The organism is Paenibacillus sp. JCM 9796 (assembly GCF_055379675.1).
In genome coordinates this window covers 5,120,943-5,146,878 of the sequence record NZ_AP043723.1, presented here as the reverse complement: position 1 = coordinate 5,146,878, position 25,936 = coordinate 5,120,943, and the positions used below count along the sequence as shown (strand labels likewise).

Genomic DNA, 25,936 nt, shown 5'->3' with positions numbered 1-25,936 from the left:
CGGTATCGATCAAAAGACCATGCAGGCAGACACAACAAAAAAGAGACAGACTGCTCTGACTCTTTCTTCGTTACGACTACACAAGCGGTGCAGCGCGGATTATTAAGTTTGTGCGGGAGTGCTCGGAGGTGTAAGCAGTACTTTACGCGACAGGTTGACCCGACCTTGAGCGTCGATTTCGGTTACCTTGACCGTAATTTGGTCGCCGATCTTCACAACGTCCTCCACTTTCGCCACACGTTCGGTGGACAGCTGAGAAATATGGACCAAGCCGTCTTTACCCGGCAAAATCTCTACAAACGCGCCGAATTTCTCGATACGCCGCACGGTGCCTAAATAAATTTCACCGACGACTACTTCGCGTACGATGCCTTCAATGATGGAACGGGCTTTCTCGTTCATCTCGCTGTTCGACGATGCGATGAATACGCGTCCGTCCTGCTCGATGTCGATTTTCACGCCGGTTTCCTCAATGATTTTGTTGATGATTTTACCTCCGGCCCCGATCACGTCGCGGATTTTGTCCGGATTGATCTGCATGGTCACGATTTTCGGCGCGTATTGCGAAAGCTCGGACTTCGGCTCGGAGATGCGCTCCATCATTTTATCCAAAATGTACATCCGGCCCGTCTTCGCTTGCTCCAGCGATTGCGCGAGGATGTCGCGGTCGATGCCGTCGATCTTGATATCCATCTGCAGCGCTGTGACGCCTCTCGCCGTTCCGGCTACCTTGAAGTCCATATCGCCGAGATGATCTTCCATCCCCTGGATGTCGGTCAAAATCGAGAATTGATCGCCGTCCTTGATGAGCCCCATCGCAACGCCCGCAACCGGCGCTTTAATCGGAACGCCTGCATCCATCATCGCGAGCGTGCTTGCGCAAATGCTGGCCTGCGACGTCGAGCCGTTCGATTCGAGCACCTCGGATACAAGACGAATCGTATACGGGAAGTCCGTTTCGTTCGGAATGACCGCTTCCAGGGCGCGTTCGCCCAAAGCGCCGTGACCGATTTCGCGGCGGCCCGGAGGACGAAGAGGTCTTGCTTCGCCTACGCTGAACGGAGGGAAGTTATAGTGATGCATAAACCGTTTGGATTCTTCCAAATCGATCCCGTCCAAAATTTGCACGTCGCCCAGCGCGCCAAGCGTACAAATGGACAAGGCTTGCGTTTGACCGCGCGTAAACAAGCCGGAGCCGTGCGTACGCGGCAGCAAATTGATGTCGCATTCGATCGGGCGAATCTCATCCAGAGCTCGTCCGTCCGGACGGATTTTATCGTGCGTAATCAGGCGGCGGACTTCTTCCTTCACGATATCGTACAACGTTTCTTTAACGTCATCCATCTTATCCGGTGTTTCCGCGTACACCGCGATGAAATGTTCCTTCGTTTCTGCGTTGATCGCGTCGATCGCATCTTGGCGTGCGTGCTTCTCCGGAATTCTGACCGCTTCCACGAGACGGGCTTGAGCGAATTCGCGAACCGCCTTGCTCACTTCAGCGTCCACCGTGTGCAGTTTCACTTCCATCTTCGGCTTGCCGACTTGCGCCACGAGCTGCTCCTGCAGCGCTACGATCTTACGGATTTCGTCATGACCGAACATGATCGCCTCGAGCATCACTTCTTCCGGCACTTCGTCCGCGCCCGCTTCGACCATCATGATCGCATCCTTCGTGCCGGCGACCACCAGATGAATATCGCTCTTCTCCGCTTGCGCGAGCGTCGGATTGATGACGAATTGACCGTCTACCCGGCCTACGATAACGCCGCCGACCGGACCGCTGAACGGAACGTCGGAGATGCTAAGCGCCGCGGATACGCCGATCATGGCAGCCATCTCCGGCGTGCAATCCTGATCTACGCTCATCACGATCGCAACGACTTGAACATCATTCCGGAATCCTTCCGGGAACAACGGACGAATCGGGCGGTCGGTCAGCCGGCTGGCCAATATCGCTTTCTCGCTCGGACGGCCTTCGCGCTTGATGAAACCGCCCGGAATTTTACCTACGGAGTACAAACGCTCCTCGTAGTTCACTGTTAACGGGAAAAAATCCAAATCTTTCGGTTCGGCAGAAGCCGTCACCGTACATAATACGACCGTTTCCCCGTAGCGGGCAACGACCGCGCCGTTGGCTTGCTTCGCCAATCGTCCGGTCTCCAGCACGAGAGTCCGGCCCCCAAGATCCATCTGAACCTTACTTTCCATACAAAACCTCCTAGTGTTGGCGTTCGTTCATAACATGAGCCTTCGAGATATGCCTATGTATGCCCGTTCGCACGGAACTGTTGTACTAAACCATTCTATGTAATGGTTAGTATTTCCTTCTTTTTGCGAAAACATTAGCCAAAAAAAGCAACCCCGAATCCCCGTGCATCCAAATGCAAACGATCTGGAGCGCCCCAAGGACAAACGTGGTTGCTTTGATTGTGGAATTAGCCGCGAATTAACGACGAAGACCGAGTTTCTCAATCAGTGCGCTGTAACGCTTAACGTCTTTGTTTTTCAAGTACGTCAGCAGCTTACGGCGTTGACCGACCATTTTGAGCAGACCGCGACGAGAATGGTGATCCTTCTTGTGCGTCTTCAAATGGCTCGTCAAGTTCACGATGTTTTCCGTCAGGATCGCGATTTGCACTTCAGGGGACCCTGTATCATTTTCATGAGTCTTGTGCGTTTGGATCAATTCCTGTTTACGCTCTTGTGTCAATGCCATTGTTGATTCACCTCCATATAAGTATATCTCCGGTAGCCCAGAGACCGTCGGAGTCTCGATTCTCCACGCTACGGATGTATGTGCAAGGCGAAATCCGATAGATTCTATCGAATCCCGATTCGACAACGTTTCATAGTATAGCATATCGGATAGATAAAAGTAAAATAAAATCCGCTTGCAGCTGTTATTTCTTTTCCATCAGCGTCTGTTTGGCACGATCGGCGTCCTGACCGATCTGTGCGATCAACTCCTGAATCGACGCGAATTTACGCTCGGCCCGAATATAGTCGACCATCCGCACTTTCACGCGTTCTCCATAAATCGTCTCGCTAAAGTCAAACAAATGCGCCTCCAAGGTCGGTTGAAGCAAGCCGTCCGTGAACGTCGGCTTCACGCCGACATTCATCACCGCGCCGTGCCAGCGCCCTCGTGCGAACACTTCGACGGCGTAAACACCGTTGGCGGGCAGCACATAAGGGTCGGATAAGGCGATATTGGCCGTCGGATAACCGATCGTGCGGCCGCGTGCGTCGCCGTGCACGACATCGCCCTGAAGCTCGTAGGCTCGTCCAAGCAGCTCCGCCGCTTCGCGCACGTCTCCGGCCTGCAGACAGCTGCGAATTCTCGTACTGCTGACCTTGTCTCCGTGCAGGTGAAACGGGCGCACGATTTCGACGGCGAAACGGCCCTTCGCCAGCTCGCACAGCGTATCGGGCGTACCTGCCCCTTTATAACCGAACGTAAAGTCGAAACCGACAAACACGGTGTCCAAACCAAGCGGCACGAGCATATGCTCGACGAAGTCCTCAGGACTGACGCGCATGAACGATTCGTTAAACTCGACCACATACGTCATGTCCACGCCAAGCCCGCTTAACACTTCGTGCTTCAATGCCAGCGGAGTAAGCAGCTGCACGTAATGCTTCATCCCCAGCAGCTCCCTCGGATGAGGATGAAACGTCATAATCGCTGCGCCGCTGTCAAGTTCCCGGCCTCGCTCCACCGCAAGGCGTATCACTTCTTGGTGCCCCAGGTGCACACCGTCAAAATCACCGATCGCCAGCACCTGCGGACGACGGCCAGACCGCTCTGGCCCTTCCAGCGGAAACGAAAGCGATACCGTATGCATCATCGTTACGTTCACCTACAATCCCATTACGAAAATTACGAAAAAATTTTGACCGGCCGCAGCAGGCCTGATTCTGCATTCCATTCGTACACGCCGACCAAAAGCTCCGGTTCCCCATCGGAATAAGCGGCGATTTGTCCGGTTTCATCCGGCTGTAATCGTTCAAGCCCGACACGCTGATCTTCGTCCAAGCGAAGCTTCTGACCGAGCAGCGCTTTCGCCACTTGGTCCGCATGAAGACGCACCTGCGGCAGATGGCGCAGCGCTTCTTCCATAGAGACAAGGTGCGAGGCCAAGACGCCTTCCTCGGCCAGCTGCTGCACCTGCTCGAGAGTTAAGCACCGTTCCGGCGTTAAATTGCCGGTCGACGTACGCACCAGTTCGGCCATGACCGCCGGAACCCCGAGCGCCTTGCCGATATCGGCGCACAACGTGCGGATGTAGGTGCCTTTGGAGCAAAGTACGCGAAAGCGTACGGCCGGATACTCGCCGCTCCAGTCGGTCTCCAGCACATCGATCCGATAAATCGTAACGACTCTCGACTTCCGTTCAACCTCGACGCCTTGACGAGCCAGCTCGTAAAGGCGTTTCCCCTCGACTTTAACCGCGGAATACATCGGCGGCACTTGCTCGATATCGCCGACGAACCGGTTGATAGCTTCGACCGCCTGTTCGGGGGTCAGTCGCTCGGAGACGCCTTCCATCCGCTCGATGGTCGTGCCGGTCAAGTCTTCGGTATCGGTAGCCAGGCCCAGCCAGACGTTAGCTTCGTATTCCTTGGGCAAATCCTGGATATACTCCACGACACGCGTAGCACGTCCGATACATAGGGGAAGCACGCCGGTCACTTGCGGATCGAGCGTGCCGGTATGTCCGATTCGTTTTATTTTTAAAATACGGCGCACTTTCGCCACAACATCGTGCGAGGTGTAGCCCTTCGGCTTCCAAATCGGTAAAATGCCTTCCAACGTCATGAGAGCGCCATCCCTACTTCCTGTACGACGCGTTCGATCGCTTCCTCCAAGGTACCGTGGATCGTGCACCCTGCCGCGCGCACATGACCTCCGCCTCCGAACCGCTGCGCGAGCTCTGCGACGTTCGCCTGTCCGCCCGATCGCAGGCTGACCTTCACAACCCCCGGCTGCTTCTCCTTGAACATCATGCCGACTTCGACGCCCTCGACGTTACGGGCATAATTGACCAGCCCGTCCATATCCTCGCTGGCCGCTTCCGACGAACGTAAATCATCGAGCGAAACCGACAGCCAAGCGATCCGGTTATCGTGAGAGAACGAAAGAGTGTTCAACGTTTTCTTCAGCAATGAAATTTGTCCGAAGGTCATCGTTTCGAGCAGTCTTTCCGCCAAATCGTGCCCCTGAACGCCGCGATTTAATAAATCAGCTGCAATCTGCAGCACCTTCGGCGACGTATTCGAATAGCGGAACCCCCCGGTATCGGTTAGCAGTCCGGAATAAATGCAGACGTTCCATTCCGCACTAAAGGGCAGGCCCAGTTCAACAGCTAAATCGTACAGCACTTCAACCGTTGCCGCCGCATCCGCTTTCACCACGTTCACCGTTCCGAACAGATCGTTGGTCGCGTGATGATCGATGTTCAGCAGGAGGGCGTCCGGCTCGAAGCAGTCTTTCACTTTGCCGATTCGTCCGAAGTCCGCGCAATCGACGGAGATGACCTTCCCGAACATACGGTTCGGGCGGTCCTTCTCGTAATCGATAATGGGGAGAGAGCCGGCCATAAACTTAAATTTCTCCGGCATCCGTCCTTCGTTGATCAAGGTAAAGCGCTTGTTCATAGCGTGCAGCATCCAGGCGACGCCGAACGTCGACCCGGCGGCGTCCCCATCAGGCTGCATGTGAGACACCACCAGAAAATCGTCGTTCCCCCGGATGAAATCGGCAGCCGCTTGAAGCTGTACGGCATAGTCCGATCCGCTGCTCATAGATTCGCGTTCCCTTCATTAATCTGATGAAGGAGCGATTCGATTTTGGAGCCGTAGTCGATCGACGCGTCGAATTTGAACAAGAGCTCCGGAATTTTACGCATCCGGATCCGTTTGCCGAGCTCGGCACGGATGAAACCGCTGCTGCGCCCAAGCGCCTTCAACGTCTCTTGCTTCTGCTCATCACTGCCCAAGACACTTAAGTAAACTTTGGCCTGTGAAAAGTCGTTCGTAACGTCAACGCCGGTTACCGTAATGAAACCGATTCGCGGATCTTTCAGTTCAGATTGGATGATTTGGCTGATTTCTTTTTTAATTTGCTCGCCAACTCGGCCCACGCGAATTTTTGCCATAGCGTCCTCACCTCTTACCTCTCTACAGTCTCCATGACGAAGGCTTCAATCGTGTCCCCTTCTTTAATATCGTTGAATTTCTCTACAGATATACCGCACTCGTAGCCTTGAGCGACTTCTTTGACGTCGTCCTTGAACCGCTTGAGCGAGTCGACTTTCCCTGTAAATACTACGATACCGCCGCGAATGACGCGCAATTCGGCGTTTCGGTTAATTTTACCGGAGGTGACCATGCAGCCGGCAATCGTTCCGACTTTGGACACTTTGAAAATATTGCGAACCTCCGCTTGACCGATGACCACTTCTTTATAGGTCGGGTCTAGCAGTCCTTTCATCGCCGATTCGATCTCTTCCATCACTTTGTAGATGATGCTGTGGAGTCGAATGTCGACCTTCTCTTGATCGGCCGTGTTTTTCGCTTGCGGCTCCGGACGGACGTTGAAGCCGATGATGATCGCGTTGGAGGCCGAGGCCAGAATAACGTCGGACTCGGTGACGGCGCCTACGCCGCTAAGCAGGATTTTCACGCGAGCGCCTTCCACGTCGATCTTCTCGAGGGAGCCTTTCAACGCTTCCGCGGAACCTTGCACGTCCGCTTTGATGATGACGTTGAGATCCTTGACTTCGCCTTCTTTGATCTGTTTGTACAGATCGTCCAGCGTTACGCGGGAATTCGCACCCATCTCCGACTGACGAAGCGTAATCGCACGCTTCTCGGCGATTGCCCTTGCTTTGCGCTCATCCTCGAACACGAGGAACGGATCGCCGGCTTGCGGCACTTCGGTCATCCCGGTAATTTCGACCGGGGTGGATGGACCCGCTTCTTTCAACTTCTTGCCTTTATCGTTAACCATAGCCCGAACGCGGCCGAAGTGTACGCCGGCTACAAAGCTGTCGCCGACTTTAAGGGTACCGTGCTGAATGAGGACGCGAGCGACCGGCCCTTTACCTTTATCCAGCTCGGCCTCGATCACCGTACCTCTTGCGCGCTTGTTCGGATTCGCTTTAAATTCTTGAACTTCGGATACGAGCAAAATCATATCTAGCAAATTTTCAAGCCCGATCCGCTGCTTGGCCGAAATGTTGCAGAAAATCGTATCGCCGCCCCACTCTTCCGGAACGAGCTCGTAGGCCGTAAGCTCTTGTTTGATATGATCCGGATTCGCATCCGGCTTATCGATTTTGTTAACCGCCACGATAATCGGCACTTTGGCCGCTTTGGCATGGGCGATCGCCTCAATCGTTTGCGGCATAACGCCGTCGTCCGCTGCGACTACGATGATCGTGATATCGGTCACCTGGGCGCCGCGGGCGCGCATCGAAGTGAACGCTTCGTGACCCGGGGTATCGAGGAACGTAATTTTTTTACCGTTCGTTTCAACTTGGTACGCCCCGATATGCTGCGTAATACCGCCGGCTTCGCCTTCCGTCACATTCGTTTTGCGAATCGCATCGAGCAGCGTCGTCTTCCCGTGGTCGACGTGACCCATGATAGTGACGACCGGAGGACGCTCCTGCAAATCTTCGTCGTCGTCCTTCTCTTCGAAATTCTCGAACTTGTCTTCCTCCACCGGAATTTTCAGTTCGACCTCAACGCCGTAATCGGAAGCAAGCAGTTGAATCGCGTCCAAATCAAGCTCCTGGTTGATGGTCGCCATCACGCCGAGGAACAACAGCTTCTTGATGACCTCGGAAGCGTCTTTATGCAGCGATTTAGCCAACTCGCCGACCGTCATCGTACCGCGCACGATAATTTTCTTCGGCGTGTTGTCGATCTTCGGCTTCGGCGGTTCTTGTTGGAAACGACCGCCCCTGCCCTGGTTTCTGCCGTTGCCGCGGTTGCCCGGGCCGCGATTGCCGCCTCGGTTATCGAACTGCCTTTGCGGCGGTCTGGCCTTTTTCGCTTTAGCCCCTGCATCGTCACCGTCGATATCTACAACCGCTCCCACCGGTTTCGGAGGAATAGTCGTAGGACGACCGGAATCGCGACGGTCGCGATCGTTCGGACGCGATTCGCCGGGACGGCTGCGTTGACCTTGGCCGCTGCCTGGAGTCGAACCGCCTTGAGTTCCCTGCGGACGGCCTGGGCCGCTTGTACGGTTACCTTGACCACCGCCGAACGAGCTTTGGCCGCCGCCTTGACCGCCTGGACGGTTTTGCCCGCTGCCTTGGCCCTGGCCTTGACCGCCTGGACGATACCCGCCGCCTTGACCTTGGCCTTGGCCGCCTTGACGGTACCCGCCGCCTTGACCCTGGCCTTGACCGCCTGGACGATACCCGCCGCCTTGACCTTGGCCTTGGCCGCCTTGACGGTACCCGCTGCCTTGACCTTGACCTTGGCCTTGGCCGCCTTGACGGTTTTGCCCGCCGCCTTGACCTTGGCCTTGGCCGCCTTGGCGGTATCCACCGCCCTGACCTTGGCCGCCCTGACGGTTTTGCCCGCCGCCTTGGCCTTGACCTTGGCCGCCTTGACGATATCCGCCGCCGCCTTGACCTTGAGCGCTTTGGCGAGGCTCGCCGCTTTGACCGCCCTGCGGTCTTTCCTCTTGCTGGCTGCCGCTCGGTCTAGGCGATGCCGTCTGCACTTGCGCGGAAGCCGGACGCTGGTCCGGTTTCGGCTGGACGGCTACGGTCTGCTGTTTCGACTCTGGACGATTCGTATTCGCGGCCGGTTTGTTCGAGCCTTGGCTCGAACCGGAATCACTGCGTTTGGCCGCCGCATTTGCTTTAATATCTTTGAAAAATTTCTCTACACTATTCACCGCATCGTTCTCCATTACGCTCATATGATTGTTGACCGGAAGGCCCAGTCGTTTCAAAATCGTGATAATCTCTTTACTGCTCATGTTCAATGATTTCGCGTATTCGTATACTCTTAGTTTATCCTTATTGTTATCTTGTTTTGTCAATACAGTCCACCTCCGAGCGATTTTACTGCTTCAATAACAATCGCGCAAATCCCGCATCGGTTACGGCAATGACGACTCGCGCTTCTTTCCCGATACTGGCTCCCAGCTGATCCCGGCTGCCGTATTGATGAATAGGAACCTGATAATGACTACATTTATCGCTGAGCTTCTTCAGGGTATTGGCAGAAGCGTCCTCGGAGACGATAACAAGCTTAGCATCCCCGTGCCGAACCGATTCAATAACCATATCTTCCCCGGTCACCAGTTTTCCTGCGCGCATCGCAAGCCCTAAATTATTAAAAAAACGATCATTCATCGTCATCATCACCCGCCGCATGCTTTCCAGCAATAAACTCGTCTTCGACCTTTATAAAATCTTGCTCCAGTGCGTCGTAAATTTCAGGGCTGACCTGCGCCTTCAGCGCCCGATCGAGGGCCCGCGATTTCTTCGCCAGCTTAAAGCAAGAAGACTTGCCGCATAGGTAGGCGCCGCGTCCGGCTTTCTTGCCCGTCAGATCGATGAGCAGCTCATCGGTTGGGGTTTTGACGACGCGGATCAACTCCCGCTTGGGCATCATTTGCTGGCAGGCTACGCATTTGCGCAGCGGTGTTTTTCTAGGCTTCATCCGTTGCTCCCCCCCGTATGGCTAACAGGTCGATACGACCGCTTAATCGATGCTGACCGAATCCTGATGCATCTCTTCCGTGTAGGTCTTCGGACGTCCATACTCCTGTTCGGCTTGCGTCTCGCTCTTGATGTCGATTTTCCAGCCGGTCAGCTTGGCAGCAAGACGCGCGTTCTGGCCCTTGATGCCGATCGCCAGCGATAGCTGGTAGTCCGGCACGATGACACGGGCCATTTTCTCCGTTTCGAACACCTGCACCTCGATAACCTTGGACGGGCTGAGTGCGTTCGCCACATATTCTTCCACGCTGTCGACCCAGCGGACGATATCAATTTTCTCGCCCTTCAGCTCGCCGACGATCGTTTGCACGCGCATCCCCTTCGGTCCTACGCAGGAGCCGACCGGATCGACCTCCGCGTTGCGGGAGTAAACGGCGATTTTCGAACGAAAGCCGGCTTCGCGAGCGACGGACCGAATCTCAACGACGCCTTGGAAAATTTCAGGCACCTCGAGCTCGAACAGTCGTTTCAGCAAGCCGGGATGTGTGCGGGACAGGACGATTTGCGGTCCTTTGGTCGTATTCTCTACCTTCGTAATATACGCCTTGACCCGGTCGCCTTGTTTAAACTTATCGGTCGGCATCAGCTCCGTAAGCGGCATGACCGCTTCGATCTTGCCGAGATCGATGTACAGGTTTCGCTGGTCCTGGCGCTGCACGATACCGTTGACGATATCTTCTTCTTTATCGACGTAAGCGTTGTAGATAAGCCCGCGTTCAGCTTCCCGAATACGCTGCGTCACGACTTGCTTCGCTGTTTGCGCAGCGATGCGTCCGAAATCGCGAGGCGTCACTTCGATCTCGACGATATCGTTAAGCTGGTAATTCTGATTCATTTCTCTTGCGGCAAAAAGCGTAATTTCAAGACGCGGATCGAGCACTTCGTCTACGACAGTTTTGCGTGCATACACTTTGATCAAACCGGTGTGCCGGTTAATATCGACGCGCACGTTCTGAGCCGTGTTAAAGTTGCGTTTGTAGGCCGAGATCAAGGCCGCTTCGATCGCATCGATCAGCAAGTCCTTAGCGATCCCTTTCTCCCGTTCAATTTCATTTAAAGCTTCGATAAAATCCATGTTCATTTGAATGGAGTTCCCCCTCTCATAAAATGCGAAACCGCGCGCGGCGGCAATTAAAATAAAATAGCCAGTCTGGCGCTTGCCACTTTATCAAACGGCAGGCTGTGCTTCTTCTTGCCGATTTCAACTTCGACCGTCTTCTCGTCGAACGATCGCAGCGTGCCCTCGAATTCCTTCAGTCCATCGATAGGCTCATAGGTCGTAATGAACACATGCTGACCGACAGCACGTTCATAATCTTGCGGCTTCTTCAAAGGACGCTCTGCGCCCGGCGAAGACACCTCCAAGAAGTAAGCGTCCGGGATCGGGTCGGTTTCATCCAGCTTGCCGCTAAGGTATTCGCTAATACGGCCGCAATCGTCAATATCGATCCCGCCTTCTTTATCAACATACACTCGCAAGAACCAATTGCCGCCTTCTTTCACATATTCAATGTCGACAAGCTCAAACCGGTTCTCGTCCAGGTACGGACGAACCAAAGCTTCCACCGTCGATTTGATCTGATTGCTCAAACGTCTATTCCTCCTATCTATATGAGACGAGTCGCCGAAAACCCTAATACAAAATGTAAAGAGTGGGTTGCCCCACTCTCCGGTTTCGAGATATTACATTGTTACCACCATAGCAGATTATACCATAAGTGCGATTGTTTATGCAACATGGGCGCCTTCCGGCTCCCGCGCCGTCCGTCTTCCTTAGAACAGCGAAAGCTGATTCGTTTCGGGCAAGCCGCGGAAGCAGTTCATGCTGCCGAGCAGCTCAATGATCGTCTTCGACGCTTTGCTGCGACTTTGAAAATCTTCGATCGACAAGTATGGACCCGCTTCCCTGGCGGCGGCAATGTTCTTCGCCGCGTTCTCCCCGATACCGGCAATCGCGGAGAACGGAGGAATGAGCGAATCGCCCTCAATGAGAAATTTCGTGGCGTCCGATTTGTACAGATCGACCGGCTTGAAGGAGAAGCCGCGCGCCGTCATCTCGAGCGCCATCTCGAGAATCGAGATCATGTTCTTCTCCTTCGGCAGCGCCTGGAACCCTTTTTCCTCAATTTCAATCAGCCTGCGCAGAATCGCGTCATAGCCTTGGCAGAGCAGGTCCAGTTCAAAGTCCGTGGCACGGACCGAGAAGTACGTCGCGTAATAGGCGATCGGATGGTACAGCTTGAAGTAGGCGGTACGTACGGCCGAGATCACGTATGCCGAGGCATGCGCCTTCGGGAACATGTATTCGATCTTCTCGCAAGAATCGATATACCAGGCCGGCACGTTATGCTTCTTCATCTCTTCCTTCCACTCTTCGGTCAAGCCCTTCCCTTTCCGTACGCTTTCCGTAATTTTGAAGGCCAGTCCCGCGTCCATCCCCGCTTTATAAATCAAGTACAGCATGATGTCGTCGCGGCAGCCGATAACGGTTTTGATCGTACAGATGCCTTTCTTGATCAGCTCCTGCGCATTGCCGAGCCACACGCCCGTACCGTGCGACAGTCCGGAAATTTGCAGCAGATCGGCAAAGCTGGACGGCTTTGCTTCTTCCAGCATCTGGCGCACGAACTTCGTCCCCATCTCGGGCACCCCGTAGGTGGCGACAGGCGTGCGGATTTTCTCAGGCGTCACGCCCAGGGCTTCGACCGAGTTGAACATGCTCATGACCTTCGGATCGTTCATCGGAATCGTCGTCGGATCGACGCCCGTCAAGTCCTGCAGCATCCGCATCATCGTCGGGTCATCGTGCCCGAGAATATCGAGCTTCAGCAAGTTCGCGTCGAAGGCATGATAGTCGAAGTGCGTTGTCTTCCAGTCGGCGCTCGTATCGTCCGCCGGGTACTGCACGGGGGTAATGTCATTGACGTCGATGTAGTCCGGCACGACGACGATACCGCCCGGATGCTGGCCGGTGCTTCGCTTGACGCCGGTACATCCTAAAGCCAGACGGCTCAGTTCGGCGCCGCGCCACTTTTTGCCTTGATCCTCTTCATACTTCTTCACGAATCCGAAAGCCGTCTTCTCCGCGACCGTACCGATCGTACCGGCCCGGAACACGTTCTTCTCGCCGAACAGCACCTTCGTGTAGTTGTGGGCGTGCGGCTGGTATTCTCCGGAGAAGTTCAAGTCGATATCGGGAACCTTGTCCCCTTTAAAGCCAAGGAACGTTTCGAACGGAATGTCCTGCCCTTCGCCCTTCAGCTTCTCGCCGCAGTTCGGGCAGGCTTTATCCGGCAGGTCGAACCCGGAAGGAATCGAGCCGTCAAGAATCCATTCGCTATGCTTGCACGACAGGCAAATATAGTGCGGCGGCAGCGGGTTAACCTCGGAAATCCCCAGGAACGTAGCGACGACGGACGAACCGACCGAGCCCCGCGAGCCGACGAGATAACCGTCCTCGTTCGATTTCTTCACAAGCCGCTCGGAAATCAGATAGTTAGCCGAGAAGCCGTATTTAATAATCGGGACTAGCTCCTTCTCCAGACGCGCCGTCACCACTTCCGGTATCGGCTCGCCGTAGATGCTGCGCGCGGTCTCGTAACATTTATTACGAATTTCGTCATCCGCGCCCTCGATGATCGGTGTAAACAGCTTCGTCGGAAACAGCTCCAGCTCTTCGAAACGGTCTGCAAGCTCCGCCGTGTTGTGAACGACGACTTCGAAGGCGTCCTCCTTTCCGAGGAACTCGAATTCGGCGAGCATTTCTTTCGTCGTACGGAAATGAACGTCAGGCTTGCGAATGTCCTTGAGCGGGCTGAAGCCGGTAATGCCGTGAATCGTAATATCGCGGTTTATTTTCTCGCGCGGGTGCAGGTAGTGAACGTTGCCCGTCGCGATGACCGGCTTGCCGAGCTTGCGCCCGATTTGCAGGATGCGTCTGGCTGCGTCCTCCAGCAGTGAAGGACTGCCGACCAGCCCCTTCTCGACCAGGTGCATGTTCACGTTAGTCGGTTGAATCTCGAGCACGTCGTAAAACTCGGCGACCGCTTCCGCTTCTTCCATGGACTTGTTCAGCACCGTCTCGAACAGCTCACCCTTCTCGCAGCCGGAAGCGATGATCAACCCTTCGCGCATTTCCTGCAGCTTGCTCTTCGGAATGCAGGGGACCCGGTGGAAATATTCGGTATGCGAGAGCGAAACGAGCGTGAACAGGTTTTTCTTCCCGATCATGTTCTGCGCGTAAATGCAGCAGTGGAACGGGCGCTGCGTCGTCAAGTTTTTGCCGACCTGGTCGTTCAGCCGGTCGAGCTGCGTATACCCGCGCTCCGCCGCCTCCTTCAGCATGTGAAACAGCACGAATCCGAGCGCAATGGAGTCGTCGATGGCGCGGTGATGGTTATCGAGGCTGACCTTAAACTTGTCGGACAGCGTGTTCAACCGGTGATTTTTCATCGTCGGGTACAACAAACGGGCCAGTTCCAGCGTATCGATCACCGGATTGTTCACTTCCGGCAGTCCGAGGCGCTTGCAGTTCGTATTCAGGAAGCCCATATCAAACCGCGCGTTATGTGCAACGAGAACGGCATCGCCGACGAATTCCAAAAACTTCGGCAGCATCTCGGCAATGTCCGGCGCTCCGCGCACCATATCGTCGGTAATATTCGTCAATTGCTGGATATTATACGGAATCCGCTCGTGCGGGTCGATGAACGTGGCAAACCGGCCGATCTCCTTGCCTTCCTTCATCTTGACGCCGGCAAGCTCGATAATCTTGTTGTTCGTAACGGAAAGCCCCGTTGTCTCGACGTCGAAAATGACATACTCGGCATCGGCTAACGCGATATCGGTGGCGTTCATCGCCACTTTCACGGAGTCGTCAATGATATTGGCTTCAACGCCGTAGATAACTTTAATACCATTCTTCTTCGAGGCTTTGTAAGCCTCCGGGAAGCTTTGCACACCGCCGTGATCGGTCACGGCAATCGCTTTATGGCCCCATTTGGCGGCCATTTTGATATATTGATCCACGGGCGTAATGCCGTCCATCGTGCTCATCGCCGTATGTAGATGAAATTCGACCCGCTTCTCTGCCGCGTCGTCCTTCCGGTCAGGGGGAGCTACGATTTCATTAACGTCGGACGGGATCATCACAAGCTCCGGAATTTGCATAAATCGGTCATACTCGACACGGCCGCGAAGCTTCAGCCAAGTACCGTTTTTGATCAGGCTGTAAATCTTCACGTCTTCCTTCGTTTTCGCGAACGATTTCACCATGATCGAGTCTGAGAAATCGGTAATATTGAACGTAAACAACGTGCTTCCGTTCCGCAATTCCTTCATATCCAGACCGAACACGGTACCTTGCACCGTTACTTTCTTCTCCTCGTCCTTCACATCTTGAATCGGTACGGCCGGTTCTTTAATATCGTAGCCGACCATCAGCTTGACTTCGCCATCAGGCACAGCCGCTTGCGCCGCCTCTTCCGCTTCCACGGCGGTCATAATGACGCTTGTAACTTCTTTCTCTTCGATCTCCCGCTGCTTCGTAAATTTCTCAAGCTCTTCTTCGCGAGAGTCGCTCAAAGCGTATTTCACTTGATAATCGACGCCAAAAAAACCGTTAAAATATTGGCGGATCCAGTCGTTAATATTTTTCTTCTTCGCGAGTTCCAAACCGAAGCTATCCAGCAAATGCAACGTCAGCACCTTGCCGTGAACCTCGATCTTGGCTTTGGTCATCCAGCCGTTGATGGACGCCGCTTCCCGCTGCACCCACTCGAGAAACATGCTCCAGTATTCGTGGGCCACGCTTTCCGGGTTCACGTCAGAAGTGTAATGCAGAACGAAACGGATCGTCGCGATATGCGCGAATTTGTCACGGATCATTTTACAAAACGAACGATAAATGTCTCCGGGCACGACCTGCGTCTTGACGATATAGAACGTCCATTCGCGGTTTTTACGGCTCGTTTCCACCTTGTCGATGTACCCGTCCGCGAAAAACGTCTGCACGACATCCGCCGGAACGTTCGCCTGCTGCATCAGCATCTCAAACCGATCCCGTTTTAAAGCCGTACTGCTACTGCTCATGATGCTCCTCCCCCATAAACAATCAAAGGGCAAAAGGAATTGAACTCCATCCCGTTTTGCCCTTATGTACCCCTATCTTAATTCATGCTTTCCTGGTTAACCGCTTCTTAATAAGCTCGACCGAATACGACTGTATGCTTCGCATCTTCCCCGCACACGAGACATTTGGTCTTCCGTACAGCCGGTTCAAATGGAATGTTCCGGCTTGTAGCGCCCGTCTCTTCCTTCACGGTCGCCTCGCAAGCGTCGGAACCGCACCAGCCGGACAGCGTAAAACCGCGCTTCTGCTGCAGGAACGCCTTCAGCTCGTCCAACGTATCGGCTGCGGTCATGTTCTCATCACGGAACTTCTTGGCTCGATCATACATTTCCTGCTGCGTTTCCGTCAACAGTTTTTGCACTTCTTCTACAAATTGGCTTTGCGCGACGACGCGCTTCTCCCCGGTGATGCGGGAGACGAGCACGACTTGTCCGTTCTCCATATCGCGCGGGCCAAGCTCGACGCGAACCGGGACGCCGCGCATCTCGTATTCGTTGAACTTCCAGCCCGGGCTTTGATCCTGACGGTCGTCCACCTTCACACGCACGCCGGCTTGCTTCAATTGATCGTACAGACCGTCTACGCAAGCGATCACTTGGTCGCGCGTCTTCGGAGGCCCGATCGGGATCATGACAACTTGCGTCGGCGCGACTTTCGGCGGCAGCGCGAGTCCCCGGTCGTCGCCGTGCACCATAATCAGCGCCCCGATCAAACGGGTGCTGACGCCCCACGAAGTTGTATGGCAGAACGTATGCTGATTGTCCCGATCCAAGTATTTAATATCGAAGGCGACGGCGAAATTCGTGCCGAGGTAATGCGACGTCCCCGCCTGCACGGCCTTCCCGTCTTTCATCATCGCTTCTATAGAGAATGTATCGACGGCGCCGGCAAACTTCTCCGAAGGCGTTTTTTGGCCCATGATAACCGGCATCGCCAAGAAATTTTCCACGAAATCGCGGTAAATTTCCAGCATTTGCATCGTTTCTCTCCGGGCATCGGCTTCGTCCTCGTGCGCCGTATGGCCTTCCTGCCAAAGAAATTCGCTGGTGCGCAGGAACGGCTGTGTTTTCTTCTCCCAACGTACCACGTTGGCCCACTGGTTGATAAGCAGCGGCAAATCGCGGTACGAGTTGATCCACTCCGAGTACATATGACCGATCATCGTTTCTGAAGTCGGGCGGATCGCCAGACGTTCTTCCAGCTTCTCGCCGCCGGCTTCGGTTACCCATGGAAGCTCCGGATTGAAGCCCTCGACGTGTTCCTTCTCCTTCTGAAAGAAGCTTTCGGGAATGAATAGCGGGAAATAGGCGTTGCGGTGACCCGTTTCTTTGAAACGACGGTCCAGTTCGCGCTGAATGTTTTCCCAGATTTCATAGCCGTCGGGCTTGAACACGATACAACCGCGAACCGGTGAGTAGCTCATCAGGTCCGCTTTCTTGATCGTATCGATGTACCAGCGCGAGAAATCTTCACTTTGCGGCGTAATTTCTTTGACGAATTGTTTATCCTGTTTATCCTTCGACATGGTTCGAATGCTCCCCCTACAGACGGCGATTCATTTATCCTTTAATCAGCCTTAATATATCGTTGTATGTGACGGCGATCATCAGCAGCATCAGCATGGCAAAGCCAACGAAATGCACCATGCTCTCCCGGCTCGGATCGACTGGTTTGCCGCGCACCGCTTCTAACCCGAGGAAAACAAGGCGGCTGCCGTCCAGCGCCGGAATCGGCAGTAAATTGAACAAGCCCAGGTACAAGCTCATCACAGCCATCCAGTTGATGTACTGGGCCGGTCCGGCGCTTGCCTGCTCGCTTGTGAACTCGACAATCCGGATCGGACCGCCGAGATCGTCCATCTTCACCTGCAGGGTCGCCAGCTTGCCGAAGCCGTCCAAGATGAGCGTCGTAGCGGAAACCATGCTGCGCCACCCGTTGCTGATTCCTTCCCCGATCGTAGCCGGCCGGGTATCCGGGCCGAGCGAGACGCCGACACGAATCACGCGGTCTTTCTCATCCAGTTCCGGCTTCACTTCTTTGGTAACGAGCTGCTTGTTGCGCTCAACCACCCAGGTCATCGTCTTGTTCGGCGAATTTTGAATCAGCGTCGTCAGCTTTTTGCTGTCGCCGCCGATCTTCTCGCCGTTCACTTCAACGATAACGTCCCCGCCCATCAATCCGGCGCGCTCCGCGGCCGAACCGGGCTTGGTGTCGGAGATGCGCACCCGATCAGGCAAAGGCATACCGGCCACGAAAACAACCGTGACGAACAAGATGAACGCGAGAATGAAGTTCATTAACGGACCCGCGAATATGGCCATCGCCCGCTGTCCCACCGTCTTGCTGCCAAACTGGCGTTCCCATGGCGCGATCTGCGTCTCCTTCTCCTTGCTGACGATAAGCGCGCGAGGGTGAACGGCAAAGCGCTGTACCGCGCCGTCGACATCCATGCGGACAAACAGCTGACGCTCCAAATCGATATCTTCCACGACACCTTCCAAAGCGCCGCGGCGGCTGTCGAAATCGTTCAAATAAATATGCGTAACCGTTTCATTCTCCAAGGCAACGGCTATCCGTTGTCCCGGATTGATCTGTACGATTTCGGGATCTTCGCCGGCCATCCGCACGAACCCGCCGATGGGCAGAAGCCTCAGCGTATACCGGGTTTCACCGCGAACGAACGAAAGCACCTTCGGACCGAAGCCGATCGCGAACTCGCGAGTCAAGATCCCCGCCCGCTTGGCGAAATAAAAATGCCCCCACTCGTGCACCGTCACGAGTACGAAAAACAAGAGCACATTCAGCACGATGATTTGAAGTACGTCCACCTAGTTCACGGCCTCCTTAAATACATCAATGTTCACATCTGCTAGCATGGGAAGGGCGCTATTCCATGTCCTTAGATTAACATTAATGACAAACGGAACACAAGCCGAGCCCTTGATATGAACATATTACCGGACGCGAACAAACATGCTTGCCAACCGTCCCGGGCAAGGACTTCAGCTTCGGCGGATTTGCGCCGCCGCCGACCGCGCCCAAGCGTCGCTCGCGACAATCGTATCCAGGTCAGGCCCGTCTATCGCCTCATGCTTCGCCATCACCTCGGCGATAATGCGCTCGATGGCGAGGAAGGAGATGTCCCCCTTCAAGAAACGTTCGACCGCGACCTCATTCGCCGCATTATATACCGTCGGCATCGTGCCGCCCTTTCGGCCGCTCTCAAATGCCATCGCCAAGCAAGGGTATCGGGCAAAGTCCATTTCCCGAAAATGCAGCTTGCCGATGTCGGCCAGCCTCAGACGCTTCGAAGGCGTTACCATCCGATTCGGATACGTTAAAGCGTATTGGATCGGCACCCGCATATCAGGCAAGCCCATCTGTGCAATAATGCTACAGTCGACGAACTCGACGAACGAATGAACGATACTTTCCGGATGGATCACCACCTCGATTTGGTCGTAGGATAACCCGAACAACCAATGCGCTTCGATCACCTCGAGCCCTTTGTTCACCATGGTTGCGGAGTCGATCGTAATCTTCGCGCCCATCGACCAATTCGGATGTTTAAGCGCATCCTCCACGGAAACCGAGGCCAGTTCTTCGCGTGTACGATCGCGAAACGATCCGCCTGACGCGGTCAGCGTAATGTTATGTATATGATCTTTATTCTCGCCGTTCAAGCACTGGAAAATTGCGGAATGCTCGCTGTCGATCGGCAACAGCGAAACCTGCTTCCGTTCCGCGAGCGCCGTTACCAAGTGCCCTGCGCTTACTAACGTTTCTTTGTTGGCCAGGCCAATGTGCTTGCCCGCTTCGATGGCCGCCAGCGTCGGCTTTAAGCCCTGACTGCCGACAAGCGCCGTCACGAGCAGCTCGGCGTCCGTCCCCGCAGCGACTTCGAGCAGCCCTTCTTCGCCATAGAACACTTCGGTTCCCGCCGGCACATCGATTCTCAGCCTCTCGGCCAAATCACGCGTCGCCACCGCTACCTTCTTCGGGCGAAAGCGCCTGACCTGCTCCCCGAGCAAGCCGATATTATAACCGCCGGCCAAGCCTTCAACTTCGTAAGCTTCCGGATCATGCGAGATGACATCCAGCGTCTGCGTGCCGATGGAGCCCGTCGATCCGAGAATGCTGATCTTTTTCACTGCGGCCTACCCCCAGCACTCATAATTAAACATGCGGAATTAAGGAAACCACATGCAGAAACGGGAAGACGATCAGCCAGCTGTCCGTCCGATCGAGCACCCCGCCGTGACCCGGCAAAATCATGCCGGAATCTTTAATTCCCTTCACCCGCTTGTAAGCCGACTGCACCAAATCGCCAACCTGCCCGACGACTGCGATAACGAGGCCGATCCATACAGCCTGCGCGTACCCGAGCAGATCCGGCCGGCACCAGGCGAAACCGATCGCCACGATGACGGATAATACCGTTCCGCCTATGGCGCCCTCGACCGACTTCTTCGGACTGATCGTAGGCCAGAGCGGCGTCTTCCCGATCATCGAACCGGTGAAGTAAGCGCCCGAATCCGTTGTCCAGATGCACAAAAATACGAGCAGCGTCAAAAACAGCCCGTGATCCGGAATGGTGCGGGTTTCGATCATATAATGAAAGCCGAGTCCGACGTATGCCATGCCGAGGAAAGCCGTCGCTACGTGATCGATCGTCGTTTTGTTCTTCGTGATCACGGTGGCGGCCAAGAACAGAAACAGGAACAACCATATGCCCTGCGCCGACGACATGAAGCCAAACTGCCACGGCAGCGTCAACACGACGACTCCGATGTAACCGATGACCTGGATCACCCGGTTTCGATTCAAGCCGTTCATTCTCAAAAATTCGTCATACCCGATCAGCGCGAGCGCAACAATGAGTCCGGCAAACCAGTAGCCGCCCAAGTACAACATGATGAAAAATCCGAGCCCCGCCACTAATCCAGTAACGATCCGCTGCTTCAAGTCGATTCCTCCAATTGCCGCTACAATCCGCCGTATCTCCGGGCTCGCCGCTGATATTCTTGTATCGCTTCATAAAAGTGCGGCTCGGTGAACTCCGGCCAGCACAAGTCCGTAAACCACAGCTCCGAATACGCCAGCTGCCACAGCATGAAGTTGCTGATCCGCAGCTCCCCGCTCGTCCGGATAAGCAAATCGGGGTCCGGCAACGGATCGGTCAGCAAATATCGCGAGAACAGATGCTCATTGATTTCTGCCGGGTTCACTTTCCCGTCTTTTGCGTCTTGAGCAAGCCTCTGAATACCGGAAAGCATCTCTTTGCGACTCCCGTAATTTAAAGCAAAATTCAAGATAAGGCCCGTATTGTGTTTCGTTTTGTCGATCGCGTCCTGAACGGTTTTCAACGTATAGTCAGGCAACCCTTCAGGCCAGCCGGTCATACGTATTCGGACGTTGTTCGCAATCAGTTCTTCGATTTCTTTAGGAAAAAACTCCAGCGGCAATTTCATCAAGTACTCAACTTCTTCCTTCGGCCTCTTCCAATTTTCTGTGGAAAAAGCATACATCGTCAGCACTTTCACCCCGATATGATTCGCCGCCATCGTTATTTTTTTCACGTTTTTCATCCCCGAATGGTGACCCGCAACCCGCGGCAGCCCGCGTTTCTGCGCCCATCGGCCGTTGCCGTCCATGATGACGGCGACATGATTCGGTATATTATCGGAATCGAGCGCGCTTGCAGCCTCTTCCCCTTCCGACTTTCCTCCGAACCACTTTCTGAATGGTTTCATTGCCAATCCCCCGTCAGGAAAGACTAAAAGACTAAAAACCCCTCAATTAAGGGGGTCTTTACCCGTTACACTTCCATAATTTCTTTCTCTTTCGCCTGCAGCACTTTATCGACTTCACCGATAAATTTATCCGTAAACTTTTGAATATCTTCTTGATGGCGGCGGGACTCATCTTCCGAGAGGCCGGCCGACTTCTCAAGCTTCTTGATCTCGTCGTTCGCATCGCGGCGGACGTTGCGGATCGCAACTTTCGCTTCTTCCCCGAACTTGCGCGTCATTTTCACCAATTCCGCGCGGCGTTCTTCCGTTAGCGCCGGAATGATGATGCGAATGCTGCTGCCGTCGTTGGAAGGCGTCAAGCCAAGGTCGGATTTCATGATCGCTTTTTCGATCGCGGATACCGAGCTTTTATCCCAAGGTTGAATCATCAAGGTGCGGGAATCCGGTGTATTGATGTTCGCCAATTGGTTCACCGGCGTCATCGCCCCGTAATATTCCACCTGCACGCGGTCCAGAAGCGCTGGCGTCGCGCGGCCTGCCCGCAAGGTCAGAAGCTCTTTCTTCAAAGAACCGATAGCTTTTTCCATCCGGTCTTCAGCGTTTTTCTTAATGGATTGAGGCATGTTTTATACACTCCCTTTTACAATCGTGCCGATCTTCTCCCCAAGCACGACGCGCTTGATGTTGCCGCTCTCCGTAATGGAGAATACGATCAGCGGGATATTGTTGTCCATACACAAGGAAGATGCGGTGGAGTCCATGACGCCGAGGTTTTTGTTCAACACCTCGAGATAAGTCAGCGTTTCGAACTTTTGCGCGGTCGCATCCTTGAACGGATCGGCGGAGTATACGCCGTCGACTTTGTTCTTGGCCATCAGGATGACTTCCGCTTCGATTTCCGCCGCTCTTAGCGCCGCCGTCGTGTCTGTGGAGAAGAACGGATTGCCCGTACCTGCAGCGAAAATGACGACTCGGCCCTTTTCCAGATGGCGCATCGCTCTTCGGCGGATATACGGCTCCGCTACCTGCTGCATCGTAATCGAAGATTGCACGCGGGTAGGTACGCCGATCGTTTCGAGCGCGTCTTGAAGCGCCAGCGAATTCATGACGGTTGCAAGCATACCCATGTAGTCGGCTGTGGCCCGATCGATGCCCTTGGCGCTGCCTGCGATACCTCTCCAAATGTTGCCGCCGCCAACGACGATGGCGACTTCGACTTGAAGATCGACCACTTCTTTCACCTGTTGTGCAATGGAAGCGATGATGTCGGCTTCGATTCCGTATCCTTGCTGTCCGGCTAAAGCTTCTCCGCTTAATTTCAGTACGACTCTTTTAAATATCGGACGTTCCAAGCTGCATACCTCCGTTTCATCACTTACGCATTTCCTTCTCTATTTACAAAAGAGGGAACACATCGTGTTCCCGCCTTTGGAATTCCGTATAGGTCTTACAGTTTCACTTGGCTCATGACTTCTTCTGCGAAGTTTTCTTGTTTCTTCTCCAAGCCTTCGCCGAGCTCGTAACGAACAAAGCGGCGGATCGACAAGTTTTCGCCGATCGTAGCGATTTTCTCTTTCAACACTTCTTCAACCGTTTTGTCCGGATCTTTAATGAACGGCTGCTCCAGCAAGCAGTATTCTTCGTAGAATTTAGCAAGACGGCCTTCTACGATTTTCTCCACGATTTTCTCCGGTTTGCCTTCGTTCAAGGCTTGGTTCGTCAAGATTTCACGTTCTTTATCGAGCGCATCTTGAGGAACTTCGTCACGGCGAAGGTATTTCGGGTTCGAAGCAGCAATATGAAGAGCTACGTCGCGAACGAAAGTTTTGAACGTATCGTTCTTGGCAACGAAGTCGGTTTCGCTGTTGACTTCAACCAATACGCCAATTTTACCGCCAGCGTGGATGTAGGACTCAATCATACCTTCCGTCGCAATACGATCGGATTTTTTGGCTGCCGCGGCCAATCCTTTTTCACGCAAAATTTCGGAAGCTTTCGTCAAATCACCGTTTGCTTCTTCCAGCGCTTTCTTGCAATCGAGCATGCCCGCTCCTGTTTTCTCACGCAATTCTTTAACTGCTGCTGCACTTACTGCCATGGTAGGGCCTCCTTAGGTTTAGGGATATGTACCTTAAAAAAAGGGCGGTGAAAGGATTTTGCACCTTTAAACCACCCTTTTTTGTATTCGCCTGCTTAAGCTGTCGTTTGCTCGCCTTGATGCGCTTCGATCACAGCGTCGGCCATTTTGGCTGTCAGCAATTTCACGGCGCGGATCGCATCGTCGTTACCTGGAATGACGTAGTCGATTTCGTCCGGATCGCAGTTCGTGTCAACGATACCGACGATCGGGATACCGAGCTTACGAGCTTCGGCAACAGCAATGCGCTCTTTACGAGGATCGATGACGAACAATGCGCTCGGCAGACCCTTCATATGTTTGATACCGCCCAGGAATTTCTCCAGACGATCTTTTTCTTTGCGAAGAATAATAACTTCTTTCTTGGGAAGAACTTCGAACGTACCGTCGTTTTCCCATTTCTCCAACTCATGCAGACGGTTAATCCGTTGTTGGATGGTGGAGAAGTTCGTGAGCGTTCCGCCCAACCAACGTTGGTTGATGTAGAACATGCCGCTGCGTTCCGCTTCTTCTTTCACGGAATCTTGCGCTTGTTTTTTCGTGCCGACGAACAAGATTGTACCGTTCTCTTCGGCTACGGATTTGACGAAGTTGTACGCTTCCTCAACTTTTTTGACCGTTTTTTGCAGGTCGATAATATAAATGCCGTTTCTTTCGGTGAAGATGTAACGATCCATTTTCGGGTTCCAACGACGGGTTTGATGACCGAAGTGTACCCCAGCTTCAAGCAGCTGTTTCATGGAGATTACTGCCATCCTCACGCACCTCCTCAAAATTAGTTGTTTTGGTACCTCCGCGCGATATCATCTTCTCGGTGAAACTCCCAGATTATTGTCAGCCGCTGCAAACTTTGTCGCAGCCCGCTGCAACGCGGAAGCACGCTCACCGGAATTCATCGGCGTGTGGATTTTTACACCGAGAATTACTATACCATAAGTAACATGAGGTTGCAACTAGCGCCCCTTTTCGCCATAATCAAACAAAATCAGACCCCGGAACCCCGGAGTCTGTTCGGTTACTTCTCGGTCAAGCCGGTAATGACCTGTTCGAGCGTTTGCGGACCTTTAAATACGTGTACGCCAGTATTTATGCTGCCGGCAAGCCGACGTTTTCTCATTTCTTCCTCAAACGTCTTCTTATCGGCAATGACCCCGCTCTGATACAGCAAGTCCGAAACTTGCCAAAGCACAAGGCCTCTGGTTACGTTGATATAAACTTCTCGGACAGGTTCTACCGGTTTGGCCCTCTCTTTCTCCAGCTCTTCGTTCACGCGCTGCTGGACTAAGGCGTCAACCTGCGGCTGCAAATATACTTTAACATCCTTCTCATACACATTGAAATATACGGAGGCCTTTTCTTTGATTTGTTCCCGGGTCATCGTTTCCGCTGCCGGCTGCTGTAAGTCTTCTTTGGATAGCCCCTGGTTTGCGGCGGGAGAGAAACTCATCAGCTGGAGCAGCACGGAACCGGCGATCATCCCCGAGCCCAGTCCGTACAAGAGCGATTTTTTGTTGGACATCAGGGGCGCTCCTCCTGTTTCGCAAGCAGCAGGATCAAGCTGATCTCGCCTTTATTCATCCCGAGCTTCTTGGCGATGAAGTCCATCGACTTGCCGAGCTCGTACAACTCGAACAATTCGGCGTACCGCTGCTTGATATTCATTAATGCAACAGGTTCGTTCGGCTGCTCGCGCGTTGCCGCCGGCTCCTGATCCGCAACAGGGACAGCTTGAAGCGGCGATTCGGAACGGGCAGGATCCGCACTCGTTGACAAGGAGCCGGGCGCAGACGCCGGGGCAGGCTCTGCCTGAATCACGGGCGCAGACGGAGCCTGGTGCTTCTGAATTTGTTCGGCGACAAAACCGACCCGGTGAAGCTCGGATTGGAGCTGCTGATTATGCTTCTCAAGCGTTTCGACACGGGAAGCAAGCTTGGCGGCATGAACCTCGTAATCTTTTTTGGTTTCCGTAAAGAGCTGAATGATCGTTTTATTCTGCTCTTCCAGCTCGACGGCAAAGTGATCCATCGCGCTTTCCACATCTTTCATCGTGGTCGGAATTTCCGCGCTATGCTCGGCTTTTTTCGGCAAAAGCTTGGCGTAGACGATGATCACCAAGCCGAACAAGACGATATATACCCAAGGTTGGTTCAACGCGTTCACCTTT

The 25,936-nt window shown here is 54.0% G+C and carries 23 protein-coding genes; all 23 read right to left on the bottom strand.

Features of this window, described 5'->3' with window-relative positions:
* Positions 1-102: 102 nt before the first annotated feature.
* The 23 genes from pnp to ACZ439_RS24650 all read right to left on the bottom strand — a co-directional run bounded on the left by pnp (position 103) and on the right by ACZ439_RS24650 (position 25,923).
* Positions 103-2,208, bottom strand: coding sequence for a polyribonucleotide nucleotidyltransferase (pnp, locus tag ACZ439_RS24760; RefSeq protein ID WP_127604489.1), 2,106 nt, complete (start codon positions 2,206-2,208; stop codon positions 103-105).
* A 238-nt stretch (positions 2,209-2,446) separates the two neighbouring features.
* Positions 2,447-2,716 (bottom strand): 30S ribosomal protein S15, encoded by a 270-nt coding sequence (rpsO, locus tag ACZ439_RS24755; protein WP_054795795.1) that lies wholly within the window; start codon positions 2,714-2,716, stop codon positions 2,447-2,449.
* Between the two features lie 184 nt (positions 2,717-2,900).
* Positions 2,901-3,845, bottom strand: coding sequence for a bifunctional riboflavin kinase/FAD synthetase (locus ACZ439_RS24750; RefSeq protein ID WP_181410037.1), 945 nt, complete (start codon positions 3,843-3,845; stop codon positions 2,901-2,903).
* A 35-nt stretch (positions 3,846-3,880) separates the two neighbouring features.
* Complete coding sequence (gene truB / locus ACZ439_RS24745) at positions 3,881-4,819, bottom strand: tRNA pseudouridine(55) synthase TruB (RefSeq protein WP_127604493.1); 939 nt, start codon at positions 4,817-4,819, stop codon at positions 3,881-3,883.
* Complete coding sequence (locus ACZ439_RS24740; RefSeq protein ID WP_054795793.1) at positions 4,816-5,805, bottom strand: DHH family phosphoesterase; 990 nt, start codon at positions 5,803-5,805, stop codon at positions 4,816-4,818. The genes truB and ACZ439_RS24740 overlap by 4 nt, the downstream gene beginning before the upstream one ends.
* Positions 5,802-6,158 carry a 30S ribosome-binding factor RbfA gene (gene rbfA, locus ACZ439_RS24735; RefSeq protein ID WP_127604497.1) on the bottom strand — a complete coding sequence of 119 codons (357 nt, stop codon included), beginning with the start codon at positions 6,156-6,158 and terminating at the stop codon, positions 5,802-5,804. Before rbfA ends, ACZ439_RS24740 begins: the two co-directional genes overlap by 4 nt.
* A 14-nt stretch (positions 6,159-6,172) precedes the next feature.
* Complete coding sequence (gene infB, locus ACZ439_RS24730) at positions 6,173-9,067, bottom strand: translation initiation factor IF-2 (RefSeq protein WP_464620317.1); 2,895 nt, start codon at positions 9,065-9,067, stop codon at positions 6,173-6,175.
* Between the two features lie 22 nt (positions 9,068-9,089).
* A complete protein-coding gene (locus ACZ439_RS24725; RefSeq protein WP_127604716.1) occupies positions 9,090-9,389 on the bottom strand; it encodes a YlxQ family RNA-binding protein in 300 nt (99 codons plus the stop codon).
* Positions 9,376-9,693, bottom strand: coding sequence for an RNase P modulator RnpM (gene rnpM, locus ACZ439_RS24720; RefSeq protein WP_054797008.1), 318 nt, complete (start codon positions 9,691-9,693; stop codon positions 9,376-9,378). Before rnpM ends, ACZ439_RS24725 begins: the two co-directional genes overlap by 14 nt.
* Positions 9,694-9,735: 42 nt before the next feature.
* Positions 9,736-10,833: a transcription termination factor NusA gene (gene nusA, locus ACZ439_RS24715; protein ID WP_054799598.1), complete on the bottom strand. Its 1,098-nt coding sequence runs from the start codon at positions 10,831-10,833 to the stop codon at positions 9,736-9,738.
* 50 nt (positions 10,834-10,883) lie between these two features.
* Positions 10,884-11,342: a ribosome maturation factor RimP gene (rimP, locus tag ACZ439_RS24710; protein ID WP_054797007.1), complete on the bottom strand. Its 459-nt coding sequence runs from the start codon at positions 11,340-11,342 to the stop codon at positions 10,884-10,886.
* A 183-nt stretch (positions 11,343-11,525) separates the two neighbouring features.
* Positions 11,526-15,842, bottom strand: a complete 4,317-nt coding sequence (locus ACZ439_RS24705; RefSeq protein ID WP_464620316.1) for a PolC-type DNA polymerase III — start codon at positions 15,840-15,842, stop codon at positions 11,526-11,528.
* Between the two features lie 107 nt (positions 15,843-15,949).
* Positions 15,950-17,407, bottom strand: coding sequence for a proline--tRNA ligase (gene proS, locus ACZ439_RS24700; RefSeq protein WP_141333901.1), 1,458 nt, complete (start codon positions 17,405-17,407; stop codon positions 15,950-15,952).
* A 34-nt stretch (positions 17,408-17,441) separates the two neighbouring features.
* Complete coding sequence (gene rseP, locus ACZ439_RS24695; protein WP_372814080.1) at positions 17,442-18,710, bottom strand: RIP metalloprotease RseP; 1,269 nt, start codon at positions 18,708-18,710, stop codon at positions 17,442-17,444.
* Positions 18,711-18,884: 174 nt separating this feature from the next.
* On the bottom strand, positions 18,885-20,033 hold the full coding sequence (locus ACZ439_RS24690) for a 1-deoxy-D-xylulose-5-phosphate reductoisomerase (RefSeq protein WP_054797004.1): 1,149 nt from the start codon (positions 20,031-20,033) through the stop codon (positions 18,885-18,887).
* Between the two features lie 25 nt (positions 20,034-20,058).
* The gene (locus tag ACZ439_RS24685) at positions 20,059-20,847 is read right to left on the bottom strand and encodes a phosphatidate cytidylyltransferase (RefSeq protein WP_054797003.1); all 789 of its coding nucleotides are present in this window, start codon (positions 20,845-20,847) and stop codon (positions 20,059-20,061) included.
* Positions 20,848-20,867: 20 nt separating this feature from the next.
* Positions 20,868-21,635 (bottom strand): isoprenyl transferase, encoded by a 768-nt coding sequence (locus ACZ439_RS24680; RefSeq protein ID WP_127604507.1) that lies wholly within the window; start codon positions 21,633-21,635, stop codon positions 20,868-20,870.
* Positions 21,636-21,700: 65 nt separating this feature from the next.
* Entirely contained in the window at positions 21,701-22,258 is a 558-nt protein-coding gene (frr, locus tag ACZ439_RS24675) for a ribosome recycling factor (RefSeq protein ID WP_127604509.1), read from the bottom strand.
* A gap of 3 nt (positions 22,259-22,261) precedes the next feature.
* Positions 22,262-22,987, bottom strand: a complete 726-nt coding sequence (gene pyrH, locus ACZ439_RS24670; protein WP_054797002.1) for a UMP kinase — start codon at positions 22,985-22,987, stop codon at positions 22,262-22,264.
* Positions 22,988-23,082: 95 nt separating this feature from the next.
* Positions 23,083-23,733 (bottom strand): translation elongation factor Ts, encoded by a 651-nt coding sequence (gene tsf / locus ACZ439_RS24665; protein WP_127604511.1) that lies wholly within the window; start codon positions 23,731-23,733, stop codon positions 23,083-23,085.
* A gap of 95 nt (positions 23,734-23,828) precedes the next feature.
* On the bottom strand, positions 23,829-24,527 hold the full coding sequence (gene rpsB, locus ACZ439_RS24660; RefSeq protein WP_127604513.1) for a 30S ribosomal protein S2: 699 nt from the start codon (positions 24,525-24,527) through the stop codon (positions 23,829-23,831).
* A gap of 260 nt (positions 24,528-24,787) precedes the next feature.
* Entirely contained in the window at positions 24,788-25,291 is a 504-nt protein-coding gene (locus tag ACZ439_RS24655) for a hypothetical protein (protein WP_464620315.1), read from the bottom strand.
* Positions 25,291-25,923 (bottom strand): hypothetical protein, encoded by a 633-nt coding sequence (locus ACZ439_RS24650; RefSeq protein WP_201318462.1) that lies wholly within the window; start codon positions 25,921-25,923, stop codon positions 25,291-25,293. The genes ACZ439_RS24655 and ACZ439_RS24650 overlap by 1 nt, the downstream gene beginning before the upstream one ends.
* Positions 25,924-25,936 lie beyond the last annotated feature (13 nt).

Excerpts from the sequence above, each read along its gene's own strand:
- pnp (WP_127604489.1), bottom strand. The coding sequence starts at position 2,208 with ATGGAAAGTAAGGTTCAGATGGATCTTGGGGGCCGGACTCTCGTGCTG.
- rpsO (WP_054795795.1), bottom strand. The coding sequence starts at position 2,716 with ATGGCATTGACACAAGAGCGTAAACAGGAATTGATCCAAACGCACAAG.
- ACZ439_RS24750 (WP_181410037.1), bottom strand. The coding sequence starts at position 3,845 with ATGCATACGGTATCGCTTTCGTTTCCGCTGGAAGGGCCAGAGCGGTCT.
- truB (WP_127604493.1), bottom strand. The coding sequence starts at position 4,819 with ATGACGTTGGAAGGCATTTTACCGATTTGGAAGCCGAAGGGCTACACC.
- ACZ439_RS24740 (WP_054795793.1), bottom strand. The coding sequence starts at position 5,805 with ATGAGCAGCGGATCGGACTATGCCGTACAGCTTCAAGCGGCTGCCGAT.
- rbfA (WP_127604497.1), bottom strand. The coding sequence starts at position 6,158 with ATGGCAAAAATTCGCGTGGGCCGAGTTGGCGAGCAAATTAAAAAAGAA.
- ACZ439_RS24725 (WP_127604716.1), bottom strand. The coding sequence starts at position 9,389 with ATGACGATGAATGATCGTTTTTTTAATAATTTAGGGCTTGCGATGCGC.
- rnpM (WP_054797008.1), bottom strand. The coding sequence starts at position 9,693 with ATGAAGCCTAGAAAAACACCGCTGCGCAAATGCGTAGCCTGCCAGCAA.
- nusA (WP_054799598.1), bottom strand. The coding sequence starts at position 10,833 with ATGAACATGGATTTTATCGAAGCTTTAAATGAAATTGAACGGGAGAAA.
- ACZ439_RS24705 (WP_464620316.1), bottom strand. The coding sequence starts at position 15,842 with ATGAGCAGTAGCAGTACGGCTTTAAAACGGGATCGGTTTGAGATGCTG.
- proS (WP_141333901.1), bottom strand. The coding sequence starts at position 17,407 with ATGTCGAAGGATAAACAGGATAAACAATTCGTCAAAGAAATTACGCCG.
- ACZ439_RS24680 (WP_127604507.1), bottom strand. The coding sequence starts at position 21,635 with ATGAAACCATTCAGAAAGTGGTTCGGAGGAAAGTCGGAAGGGGAAGAG.
- frr (WP_127604509.1), bottom strand. The coding sequence starts at position 22,258 with ATGCCTCAATCCATTAAGAAAAACGCTGAAGACCGGATGGAAAAAGCT.
- tsf (WP_127604511.1), bottom strand. The coding sequence starts at position 23,733 with ATGGCAGTAAGTGCAGCAGCAGTTAAAGAATTGCGTGAGAAAACAGGA.
- rpsB (WP_127604513.1), bottom strand. The coding sequence starts at position 24,527 with ATGGCAGTAATCTCCATGAAACAGCTGCTTGAAGCTGGGGTACACTTC.
- ACZ439_RS24655 (WP_464620315.1), bottom strand. The coding sequence starts at position 25,291 with ATGTCCAACAAAAAATCGCTCTTGTACGGACTGGGCTCGGGGATGATC.